Here is a 10,968-nt window from a genome sequence, read left to right as displayed (position 1 = left end):
AATAAAAAATGATCTTTTTGCCGGGCATCTCACAGTTTCAGACCAGGCAGGATCGAACACATGATCTAAATTTCAATAAGAGTTCAGCTTATGAGCGAAAAACGAAGCGATGAGGGACGGTATGCCGGTATCGCAATGGCCGAAGAAGAGCTACTGGCACGGGTGGCGTGGTGCTACTACCACGACGGATTGACCCAGAACGATATCGGCGAACGGCTGGGATTACCGCGACTGAAGATTTCACGCCTGTTAGAGAAAGGCCGCCAGTCGGGCGTGATCCGGGTGCAAATCAACTCGCGGTACGAAGGTTGCCTGGCGCTGGAAACCGCGCTGGCCCAGCGTTTTGGGCTACGGCTGGCACGGGTGCTGCCCGCGCTGAACACGCCGCCGATGAACACGCGTCTCGGGATTGGCGCGGCGCAGTCGCTAATGGGCGTGCTGGAGCCGGGCCAACTGCTGGCGGTGGGGTTCGGCGAAGCCACCATGAGCTGCTTACAGCATTTAAGCGGTTTTATCAGCTCCCAGCAGATCCGGCTGGTGACGTTGTCGGGCGGCGTGGGGCCGTATATGACCGGCATCGGCCAGCTTGATGCGGCCTGTAGCGTCAGCATTATTCCCGCGCCGCTGCGGGTGTCGTCGCCGGAAGTGGCGGAGATTTTAAAGCGCGAATCCAGCGTGCGCGATGTGCTGCTGGCCGCCAGCGCCGCCGATGTGGCGGTGGTGGGTATCGGGTCGGTGAGCCAGAAACGCGATGCGACGATCCTGCGCTCTGGTTATATCAGCGAAGGCGAGCAGTTGATGTACGCCCGTAAAGGCGCAGTGGGCGACATTCTTGGTTATTTCCTGCAGGCCGACGGCGAACAGGTCGACGACCTGCCGATCCACCGCGAGTTGCTGGGTATCTCTCTGAATGAGTTGGCTCAGCTACCCACCATCGTGGGCGTGGCGGGGGGTGAAGATAAAGCAGACGCCATTTATGCCGCCCTGTGCGGCCGCCGTATCAACGGCCTGGTAACAGAAGAAGCGACAGCGCGCGCGGTGCTGGCTCTGGCGGGATAATCCAGGGCTTGCTTCGCGAACCCTAACAGAGCGAGGCAAGCCGATGAGTTACCTTTTAGCGTTAGACGCCGGAACAGGCAGTGTCCGTGCCGTTATCTTTGATTTAGCAGGCCGCCAGATTGCCGCAGGCCAGGCGGAATGGACTCACCAGAGCGTGGCGGACGTTCCCGGCTCGATGGAGTTCGATCTTAATACCAACTGGCAGTTAACCTGCCGCTGCATCCGGGAAGCGCTGATGAAAGCGGGCTTAACCGCCAGCGATATCGCCAGCGTCGCCTGCTGCTCCATGCGCGAAGGGATTGTGCTTTACGATCGCAACGGCGAGCCCATTTGGGCCTGCGCCAACGTCGATGCCCGCGCCAGCCATGAAGTGTCTGAACTGAAAGAGATCCACGATTACCAGTTTGAATCCGAGGTGTACCACGTTTCCGGCCAGACCCTGGCGCTGAGCGCCATGCCGCGCCTGCTGTGGCTTGCCCATCATCGCCCGGATATTTATCGCCAGGCGGCGACCATCACCATGATCAGCGACTGGCTGGCGGCGAAACTGTCTGGCGAACTGGCGGTAGACCCCTCCAACGCAGGCACCACCGGGATGCTGGACTTAAATACCCGCGACTGGCGGCCTGCGCTGCTGGATATGGCCGGGCTGCGCGCGGATATCCTCTCGCCGGTTAAAGAGACCGGCACAGTGCTGGGCGCGGTGACGGCCGACGCCGCGGCGCAGTCCGGGTTACGCGAAGGCACGCCGGTGGTGATGGGCGGCGGCGATGTGCAACTGGGCTGCCTGGGGCTTGGCGTGGTGCGCGCCGGGCAAACCGCCGTGCTGGGCGGCACTTTCTGGCAGCAGGTGGTGAATCTCCCGGCAGTACGCACCGATCCGCAAATGAATATCCGCGTTAACCCGCACGTTATCCCCGGTATGGTGCAGGCGGAGTCGATCAGCTTTTTCACCGGGCTGACGATGCGCTGGTTCCGCGATGCGTTCTGTGCCGAGGAAAAACTGATTGCCGAGCGGCTCGGCACCGATACTTACGCGCTGCTGGAACAGATGGCAAGCCAGGTTCCGGCGGGTTCCCATGGCGTGATGCCGATTTTCTCTGACGCGATGCACTTTAATAAGTGGTATCACGCGGCCCCGTCGTTTATTAACCTCTCCATTGATGCCGATAAATGTAACAAGGCGACGTTATTCAGGGCGCTGGAAGAGAATGCCGCGATTGTCTCGGCCTGCAACCTGGCGCAGATCTCCAGTTTCTCCGGGGTAAAATTCGACGGACTGGTGTTTGCGGGCGGCGGCTCGAAAGGCGCGCTGTGGAGCCAAATTTTAAGCGACGTCACCGGATTGCCGGTGCGTGTCCCGGAAGTCAAAGAGGCGACCGCGTTGGGCTGCGCCATCGCGGCGGGCACGGGCGTTGGGCTGTACTCAGATATGGCCAGCGCCGGGGAAAAGCTGGTGAGCTGGCAGCGGGAGTTCACCCCCAACCCCGCGCACCGGGAACTGTACGATGAGATGATGCAGAAATGGCAGGCGGTGTATGCGGACCAGTTGGGGCTGGTGGACAGCGGGCTGACGACGTCGCTCTGGAAAGCGCCGGGGCTGGAGAGAAGGCAGGCGCCAGCGTCATAACGCGTGGATAGACGGCACGCCCATTTGATGGGCGTGCCTGAGTGAATTAAAACGCAATAACCACTTTCCCGCGCATATGCCCGGCCAGCACTTTCTCGTGCGCGTCGCGGATGTTCTCCACGCTCAGGCCATGCAGCGTTTCGCTAAGGGCGCTTTCCACCACGCCGTCATCCACCAGTCTGGCGACGTTATCTAAGATCTCGCCCTGACGCGCCATATCGGCGGTTTGATACATACTGCGGGTATACATAAATTCCCAGTGCAGGGCGGCAGATTTTGATTTCAGCACGTCCTGGCTCAGCGGCTGCGTGTTCTCTACGATAGTGCAGATATGGCCTTGCGGCGCGATAAGCTGCGTGACCGCAGGCCAGTGGCCGTCGGTATCGTTAAGGATAAAGATGTAATCCACGAATTTGATATTGTGCTTCTCCAGCTCGCCTGGCAGATCTTTATAGCTCACCACCAGGTCCGCGCCGCGATCCCGGCACCACTGTGCGGAATCTTCCCGCGAGGCGGTGGCGATCACTTTTACTTTACTGTTGTGCTTCGCGAACGGGATCGCCAGCGATCCGACGCCGCCAGCGCCGCCAATGATCAACAGCGTTTTCTCTTCGCCTGCATCCTGAATGTTCAGACGCTCGAACAGGCCTTCCCAGGCGGTCAACGCCGTTAACGGAATAGCTGCTGCTGCCGCCCAGTCAAGGCTTTTCGGTTTGTGGCCGACGATGCGCGCGTCAATTAACTGATGGGTTGTGTTGCTGCCCGGACGGGTGATATCCCCTGCGTAATAAACTTCGTCACCAGCCTTAAAGCTGGTCACTTTACTGCCGGTGGATTTCACAATCCCGCTGGCGTCCCAGCCTAAAATACGCGGCTCCTGTAAGCCTTTCTTCTGAATGCCCTGATGGACTTTAGTATCAACCGGGTTAATCGATACGGCTTTCACTTCGACCAGCAAATCATATTCGCCGGGCTGCGGCATTTCAGGGTGGATTTCAATAAAGCTGGCAGGATCTTGTGGATTAACGGCAATGGCTTTCACTGACATGGTGCGCTCCGCGTAGCAGATTAAAAGGGTGATGTCGTGGATCAGTCTAGGACACTGCGATAAGGATGATAAGATGGACAATCACTAACGCTGTGTTCGTGTGAGATGAACAATTATGTTTAAACAACTTCAGGATATGGCGCTGTTTGCGCTGGTGGCGGAGCGGGGGAGTTTTACCGCGGCGGCACAGGAAGCGGGACTGCCGAAATCCAGCGTTAGCCAACGCATCAGCCAGCTTGAACAGCTGGTGGGGCTGCGGTTGCTCAATCGCACTACCCGCAAAATCAACCTGACGTTTGCTGGCGAGCGCTATCTGGTGCATTGCCGGGAAATGCTTGATGCCTCCGAACGCGCTGAATATGCCTTACAACAGTTGCGCGATAACCCCAGCGGCAGGCTACGTATTACCTGCCCGGCAGGCATTGGCGCGACGTTGCTGGCGCGAATGAATACTCAGTTCCAGCGCAGTTATCCTAACGTGGTGCTGGAAGTGTCTATTTCTGATGAGGTGGTGGATTTAGTTGAAACGGGTTATGACGTCGCGTTGCGTACCGGCAAACCACAGGATTCTTCGCTGATTGGCCGTATGATTGGCCACAGCCCGCGCCTTCTTGTCGCCTCGCCGGACTATCTGGATAACCATCCCACGCTCGAACATCCCAGCCAACTGACGGAACACCCGTGCATTGTGCATCGCGCCTGGAACGAATGGGTACTGCAAAAAGGGGAGGCGTATTATCGCTGCGATCTGCCGCGCCTGCATACCACCGATAATCTGCTGTATGCGCGGGAGTGCGCGAAAGAAGGGGCGGGGATAACCTTATTACCGTCTTTTCTGGTTGAGGAGTCGTTAGAAAGCGGCGAACTGGCGGTCGTGTTGCCAGCGTGGGAACCGCAGGGAAATGATTTGTATCTGGTCTACCCCAGCCGTAAGCTAAACTCCCCTGCGCTGGCCTGCTATATTGATTTTATTATGAAATTTTCCGGAATTAAGGATAGTTATCGGGAAAAATGACCATAGTATTAGATCATTAATATTAATAGGTGACAAAAACATATTTTGCATAGTATTTGTCTTAGTGAGTAATGGTAAATTCTTATTTTTTTTGTGGTCTTCTGTTTTATTACTTAAGTGAAACTTTCACATTAAATTTTTTTATGAACAAAACATTCTTATTTTTAATTTCCCGTCATTAATGAACCTTCGATATCTTATTGATATTTATACTTTTTTATAGAAATTATGGATTTATAAGATTTATTATAGAGATGCCTAATAATCGTTGCGCATGCATGATTACGCATTGTAATCACTTCTGGCTAATAAAGATAAAGAGATTAATAGATCAAAACGATTAGGATTAATCCTACGTTACGGTTAATTTTATTGGGCTTTTTGAGAAGGAACTCCAGTCGATATCCAGGATTGATGGGCTTTAGCGCAGCTTTACCAGATTTGGTTAACCTCGTTTTAGTTTGACCCACCTCGCCATAGGGCCTCCGGCACACGAACGGACAACTTGTCCCATGATTCCTCTGAGTGTTTTCTTCTTTGTCTTTCTCTCATCGTTGCCTGCGTTGTACAGCATTTGGTTGCTGCAAAGCCAGGGGCGGTAGCGTGTCCAATACCCCTAAAAAATTGTGGATTTACTATGGCCAGAAGTGGGCTCGAGGTGCAAAAGGCCGCTGTGCATGCCCTCTTTTTACGTGAACTGAAAACGCGCTTTGGGAAGTATCGCCTTGGGTACTTATGGGCATTGATTGAACCGTCAGCACATTTGCTGATTCTAATGTTTATCTTTGGGTTTATTCGTCATAGAACAATGCCTGATATATCATTTCCGGTTTTTTTATTAAATGGCATTATTCCTTTTTTTATTTTTAATAAAATAACAAGTCGGTCAATTGGTGCGATTGAAGCAAATAAGGGGTTGTTTAATTACCGGCCTGTAAAACCTATTGACACGATAATATCACGAGCTATGCTCGAATCATTAATATACGCACTCGTATACATTACATTAATGATTGTTGTCAGATTTTGCGGTGAAGAATTTGAAGTTAATAACATACCTACTCTGGTTGCGACTTGGGTTATGCTTATACTTTTTTCATGTGGTGTTGGTCTAATATTTATGGTGATAGGTAGAACGTTTCCTGAGACGGAAAAATTCTTACCTATTATTGCAAAGCCTCTGTACTTTGTTTCCTGCATCATGTTTCCGTTACATGCAATCCCAAGAGAATATTGGTCTTTTTTTCTGTGGAATCCCATTGTTCATGTCGTGGAGTTAAGCCGATCATCCGTAGTTGCTGGTTATCATACTGAAGGAGTCAGTCTTAGTTATCTTGCATTATTTACATTAGTAACTTTATTTTTGGGGCTGGCTCTTTATCGCACCCGTGAAGATGCGATGTTAACATCATGATTAGAATAGAGAACCTTACAAAGACATATCGAACGCCGCAGGGAAGACATAATGTATTTAAAGATCTCAATATTGAATTACCAAGCGGTAAAAGTGTGGCGCTTATTGGACGTAACGGTGCTGGTAAATCAACCTTATTGCGTATGATTGGTGGTATTGACCGCCCTGACAGTGGACGTATTATTACAAATAAAACTATTTCCTGGCCGGTTGGACTTTCAGGAGGGTTTCAGGGAAGCCTGACAGGCCGCGAAAATGTAAAATTTGTTTCTCGTTTATATGCTAAGCAAAATGAACTGCAAGATAAAGTCGCGTTTGTGGAAGATTTTGCCGAGTTAGGTAAATACTTTGATATGCCTATAAAAACTTACTCATCTGGCATGAAATCTCGGTTGGGATTTGGCTTGAGCATGGCATTTAAATTTGATTATTACTTAGTAGATGAAGTCACTGCAGTGGGGGATGCAAAATTCAAAAAAAAATGTGCTGATATTTTTGATAATATTAGAGGCAAGGCTGAAATAATAATGGTTTCACATGGGTTGAAATCACTTAAAGACTATTGCGATGTGGCTGTTTATCTAGACAAAAAAGGGTCGGGAAAATTATATAAAGATGTTTCCGAAGCTATTGAAGTCTATACAGAAGATTCACTTAAATAACATCGTTATTCATAAACAATAATCAAAAACGCCTTACTGAAAATAGGTGTTATATGAAATGTAAATTAATAATATTCGGGGCCGGTGGATTTTCAAAATCAATTATTGATAGTTTAGACCCCGATAAATATGAACTGACAGGATTCATTGATAAGTACAAAAGCGGTATTCATCAATCATACCCAATACTTGGCAATGATATATCTGAAATCGATAACAAAGATGAGTTTTACTATTTTATTGGTGTTGGTCAACCTTCAGCAAGAAAATACTATTTAAATCTAGTACGTAAACACAATCTAAAACTGATCAATGTTATCGATAAAACTGCTTTGTTATCAAGTGAAGTAACTTTAGGCGTAGGTGTTTTTATTGGCAAATTGTGTATATTAAACCGCGGTTGCACTATACACGATGCGGCAGTAATAAATACTCGCGCATTGATCGAACATGGTAACGAAGTAGGTTTGTGCAGTAATATATCAACGAATGTTGTACTCAACGGAGATGTTCATGTTGGAGAGGAGACATTCATTGGTAGTTGTACCGTTGTGAATGGACAAATAAAAATCGGGTCGAAAAGTGTTATTGGCTCAGGTTCCGTTGTAATTCGTAATATCCCGAATAATGTGGTAGTTGCTGGCTCACCAACTAGGTTAATAAGAGAAATAAATGAATAATATCTATATTGTCGCTGAGATTGGTTGTAATCATAATGGTTGTATCGAAATTGCAAAAGAAATGATACTACAAGCTAAAAATGCAAATGTCGATGCAGTTAAATTTCAGACGTTTAAAGCCGACAAATTAATTTCGTCAATAGCGCCAAAAGCAGAATATCAAATCAAAAACACAGGTGAAGTTGAATCTCAATTAGAGATGACAAAGAAGCTTGAACTTGGGCATGACGAATATATTGGTCTAATGAATTATGCTAAAGAGCTGGGGTTAGATGTTTTCTCAACCCCGTTTGATATGGATTCGGTCGAATTTTTAGCATCGTTAAAACAAAAAGTGTGGAAAATCCCATCAGGCGAATTACTCAATTTGCCGTATCTTGAAAAGATTGCTCAACTCCCTATACCTGATATTAAGATTGTATTATCAACGGGTATGGCCACTATTGATGAAATCAAACAGTGTGTATCAATATTTTTGCGAAATGGAATTACGCCTACAAATATTACAATACTCCACTGTAATACCGAATATCCTACTCCTTTTGAAGATGTCAATCTGAATGCTATTAATGACTTAAAAAAGCATTTCCCTGAACACAGTATCGGGTTTTCCGATCACTCAAGTGGTTTCTATGCAGCACTGGCATCTGTTCCATTCGGTATTACTTTTATAGAAAAGCATTTTACTCTCGATAAAAATATGCCAGGGCCAGATCACTTGGCCTCTATTACTCCCGATGAACTGAAACATTTGTGCCAGGGTGTCAGAGCGGTTGAAATGGCGTTAGGATCGAGTGAAAAAATCGTAACTAAATCAGAAGAAAAAAATAAAATCGTTGCGAGGAAATCAATTATTGCCAAAACAAATATCAAGAAAGGTGATGTTTATAGTGAACATAATCTTACCACTAAACGCCCTGGTAACGGCATTAGTCCGATGGAATGGTATAATTTAATTGGTAAAGTCGCAGAGCAAGATTTTATTGAAGATGAGTTAATCATCCATAGCACATTTAAAATGCAAAAATAAATATGAAATCGAAATTAATAGCGATAATCCCGGCGCGAAGCGGATCGAAAGGTCTGCCTAATAAGAATGTATTGATGCTTATCGATAAACCGCTTATGGCCTACACTATCGAAGCGGCAATTGAGTCGAATGTATTTGATAAAGTAATAGTCACGACAGACTCACAATATTACGGCAGTATTGCTGAGAAATACGGAGCAGAAGTTTTAATGCGGCCTGAGGAGTTTGCGACTGATAATGCCAGTTCATATGATGTCATAAGCCATGCATTAAACAGCTATGCAGAATATAGCGATTTTGCTCTGTTACAGCCAACATCGCCTTTCAGAAATGCTCAGCATATTTTTGAAGCAGTGAGCCAATATTACGCACAAGAATACGAGTGTGTAGTCTCCGTGACGCAGAGCGACAAACCCTCATCAATTATTAAACCATTAGATAGCTCACTTACTCTTGGATACTTTGATTTAGACTATAGCAATTACAATAGAAATCATAGTATTGAGTATCATCCTAATGGCGCTTTATTCATTGCAAGTAAACAACATTATCTTAAGAAAAAACATTTTTTTGGTAAAGATTCGCTTGCCTACATAATGAACAAAGAGTGCTCAGTTGATATTGATGATAAAATGGATTTTGAGTTGGCGATTGTTATTCAGCAGAAAATAAATAAAACGAAAGTACTAAACGAAGCCATCTGCAAAAGGATTAATGAAAAAGAAAGGCAAATGAAAGACAAAAAGAATATAACTTTCATTGGACATTCTTTATTCGATTATTGGGATATTGAAAACCTTAACACTAAGTCTATTAATAATCTTGGGATTGCTGGAATTAATTCTTATCAATATAATCAGTTGATAATTAATAAGGAATTGATATCTACTTTTGGCGATATTGTTTTTATTTTTTCTGGTACAAACGACATTGTATTAGATAATTGGCAAAAAGCGGATACTTTATCACTTAATAAAACGCTTTGTGAGTATATTAAAAGCAAAAACCCGCAAGCTGAAATTTATTTTTTATCTGTGCCGCCAGTGTTTGGTCGGCTCGATCGTAGTAACCGTATTATTGATGAATTAAATGATTACCTTAAAGGAAAAATGGATTTTGCTAGTTTTGTTTGTTTAGATAGCGTTCTTAAAGATGAATATGGCAATTTACATCAATCATTTACTTATGATGGATTGCATTTCAACGACGCAGGCTATGATGCGCTGGAAAAACATCTCAAAGGAATTATATTATGAAAAGAATATTGTATGTCACGGGTTCTCGAGCAGAATATGGAATAGTCAAAAGATTATTATTAAAATTGAATAATGATTCCACTGTGGATCTGCGTATTGTGGCTACTGGAATGCATTGCGACCATATTTATGGAAACACGATCCATATCATTGAAGAAGATGGTCTAATTATCGACGCATCTATCGATATCAAAATTGATTCCGCATCTAATGCTCATGTATTAAAGTCAATGGCAATTTGTTTGGAATCGTTCGGTGACTATTTTGAGAAAAATAATTATGATGCTGTAATGGTTTTGGGCGATAGATATGAGATTTTCAGCGTTGCTATTGCGGCCGCAATGCATAATATACCGCTCATCCATATTCATGGTGGGGAAAAAACGTTAGCAAATTATGATGAATTTATCAGGCATGCTATTACCAAGATGAGTAAGCTTCATCTTACTTCAACTGAAGAATATCGAAATCGCGTAATCCAACTGGGTGAAAACCCAGATTTTGTTTTCAATATCGGCTCCTTAGGAGCTGAGAACGCGTCCTCGTTGCGATTACCCCAGCTTCATGAAATGGAAGCAATGCATGGAACCTTTACTAAGCCCTATTATGTTGTCTTATTTCATCCTGAAACGTTAACATCACATTCTATTGAAGAACAGGTTGATGAACTATTAACTGCGATAGAAACCTTTAAAGATACGTATGATTTTGTGTTTATCGGAAGTAATTCAGATACTGGCTCAAATATTATTCGTGAAAAAATTAACACCTTCTGTTGCAAAAATAAGTTTAGAAATCTAGTCTCTTTACGTACCGAAGAATACTTGGCGCTAAATAAATACTCATGTGGTTTGATTGGGAATTCATCATCTGGCTTAATTGAAATACCCTCTCTAAAAGTCCCAACAATAAATATTGGGGACAGACAAAAAGGGAGAGTTAGAGGGAAGAGCGTTATTGATGTTCCGATTCATTCTCAAGCTATTATCAAGGCAATCAAGCTGACCTATAATCCTGCCTTCCTGGATGAGCTTAAGCACTTCAACAATCCTTATGTAAAAGAAAATTCATTAGATAATTGTATTTCAATTATTAAACGATTTTTGCAGGCACCTCAACACGATTATAAAGATTTTTACGATTTACCGTCATTCACAACCTTTAAGCATTAATG

General features: G+C 45.4%; 10 protein-coding genes. 9 read left to right on the top strand and 1 reads right to left on the bottom strand.

Annotated features, from left to right (window positions below; genetic code table 11):
* Positions 1 to 90 precede the first annotated feature (90 nt).
* Positions 91 to 1,059, top strand: a complete 969-nt coding sequence (gene lsrR / locus RT120_RS12015) for a transcriptional regulator LsrR (protein WP_312982857.1) — start codon at positions 91 to 93, stop codon at positions 1,057 to 1,059.
* 43 nt (positions 1,060 to 1,102) lie between these two features.
* Positions 1,103 to 2,689 carry an autoinducer-2 kinase gene (gene lsrK / locus RT120_RS12010; protein WP_312982856.1) on the top strand — a complete coding sequence of 529 codons (1,587 nt, stop codon included), beginning with the start codon at positions 1,103 to 1,105 and terminating at the stop codon, positions 2,687 to 2,689.
* Positions 2,690 to 2,735: 46 nt separating this feature from the next.
* Here the strand turns inward: lsrK and RT120_RS12005 are convergent, their stop codons facing one another.
* Positions 2,736 to 3,737: a zinc-binding alcohol dehydrogenase family protein gene (locus RT120_RS12005; RefSeq protein ID WP_312982855.1), complete on the bottom strand. Its 1,002-nt coding sequence runs from the start codon at positions 3,735 to 3,737 to the stop codon at positions 2,736 to 2,738.
* Positions 3,738 to 3,852: 115 nt separating this feature from the next.
* On the opposite strand from RT120_RS12005, the gene RT120_RS12000 reads away from it, so the two are divergent.
* The 7 genes from RT120_RS12000 (at position 3,853) to neuC (ending at position 10,966) form a co-directional block, all read left to right on the top strand.
* Positions 3,853 to 4,752: a LysR family transcriptional regulator gene (locus tag RT120_RS12000; protein ID WP_312982854.1), complete on the top strand. Its 900-nt coding sequence runs from the start codon at positions 3,853 to 3,855 to the stop codon at positions 4,750 to 4,752.
* Positions 4,753 to 5,389: 637 nt separating this feature from the next.
* Positions 5,390 to 6,166: an ABC transporter permease gene (locus RT120_RS11995; RefSeq protein WP_312982853.1), complete on the top strand. Its 777-nt coding sequence runs from the start codon at positions 5,390 to 5,392 to the stop codon at positions 6,164 to 6,166.
* Positions 6,163 to 6,828: an ABC transporter ATP-binding protein gene (locus RT120_RS11990; protein WP_312982852.1), complete on the top strand. Its 666-nt coding sequence runs from the start codon at positions 6,163 to 6,165 to the stop codon at positions 6,826 to 6,828. Before RT120_RS11995 ends, RT120_RS11990 begins: the two co-directional genes overlap by 4 nt.
* Before the next feature lie 53 nt (positions 6,829 to 6,881).
* Positions 6,882 to 7,508 carry an acetyltransferase gene (locus RT120_RS11985; RefSeq protein ID WP_312982851.1) on the top strand — a complete coding sequence of 209 codons (627 nt, stop codon included), beginning with the start codon at positions 6,882 to 6,884 and terminating at the stop codon, positions 7,506 to 7,508.
* Positions 7,501 to 8,538, top strand: a complete 1,038-nt coding sequence (neuB, locus tag RT120_RS11980) for an N-acetylneuraminate synthase (protein ID WP_312982850.1) — start codon at positions 7,501 to 7,503, stop codon at positions 8,536 to 8,538. The genes RT120_RS11985 and neuB overlap by 8 nt, the downstream gene beginning before the upstream one ends.
* 2 nt (positions 8,539 to 8,540) lie before the next feature.
* Entirely contained in the window at positions 8,541 to 9,794 is a 1,254-nt protein-coding gene (locus tag RT120_RS11975) for a cytidylyltransferase domain-containing protein (protein WP_312982849.1), read from the top strand.
* Positions 9,791 to 10,966 carry a UDP-N-acetylglucosamine 2-epimerase gene (gene neuC, locus RT120_RS11970; RefSeq protein WP_312982848.1) on the top strand — a complete coding sequence of 392 codons (1,176 nt, stop codon included), beginning with the start codon at positions 9,791 to 9,793 and terminating at the stop codon, positions 10,964 to 10,966. The genes RT120_RS11975 and neuC overlap by 4 nt, the downstream gene beginning before the upstream one ends.
* The last annotated feature ends 2 nt before the right edge of the window (positions 10,967 to 10,968 follow it).

The sequence above is a fragment of the Atlantibacter sp. genome, from assembly GCF_032062175.1.
GTDB lineage: Bacteria > Pseudomonadota > Gammaproteobacteria > Enterobacterales > Enterobacteriaceae > Atlantibacter.
This window is presented reverse-complemented; position numbering and strand designations above follow the sequence as displayed.

Bases quoted from the DNA above. Each gene is read 5' to 3' on its own strand.
- lsrR (WP_312982857.1), top strand. From the start codon at position 91: ATGAGCGAAAAACGAAGCGATGAGGGACGGTATGCCGGTATCGCAATG.
- lsrK (WP_312982856.1), top strand. From the start codon at position 1,103: ATGAGTTACCTTTTAGCGTTAGACGCCGGAACAGGCAGTGTCCGTGCC.
- RT120_RS12005 (WP_312982855.1), bottom strand. From the start codon at position 3,737: ATGTCAGTGAAAGCCATTGCCGTTAATCCACAAGATCCTGCCAGCTTT.
- RT120_RS12000 (WP_312982854.1), top strand. From the start codon at position 3,853: ATGTTTAAACAACTTCAGGATATGGCGCTGTTTGCGCTGGTGGCGGAG.
- RT120_RS11995 (WP_312982853.1), top strand. From the start codon at position 5,390: ATGGCCAGAAGTGGGCTCGAGGTGCAAAAGGCCGCTGTGCATGCCCTC.
- RT120_RS11990 (WP_312982852.1), top strand. From the start codon at position 6,163: ATGATTAGAATAGAGAACCTTACAAAGACATATCGAACGCCGCAGGGA.
- RT120_RS11985 (WP_312982851.1), top strand. From the start codon at position 6,882: ATGAAATGTAAATTAATAATATTCGGGGCCGGTGGATTTTCAAAATCA.
- neuB (WP_312982850.1), top strand. From the start codon at position 7,501: ATGAATAATATCTATATTGTCGCTGAGATTGGTTGTAATCATAATGGT.
- RT120_RS11975 (WP_312982849.1), top strand. From the start codon at position 8,541: ATGAAATCGAAATTAATAGCGATAATCCCGGCGCGAAGCGGATCGAAA.
- neuC (WP_312982848.1), top strand. From the start codon at position 9,791: ATGAAAAGAATATTGTATGTCACGGGTTCTCGAGCAGAATATGGAATA.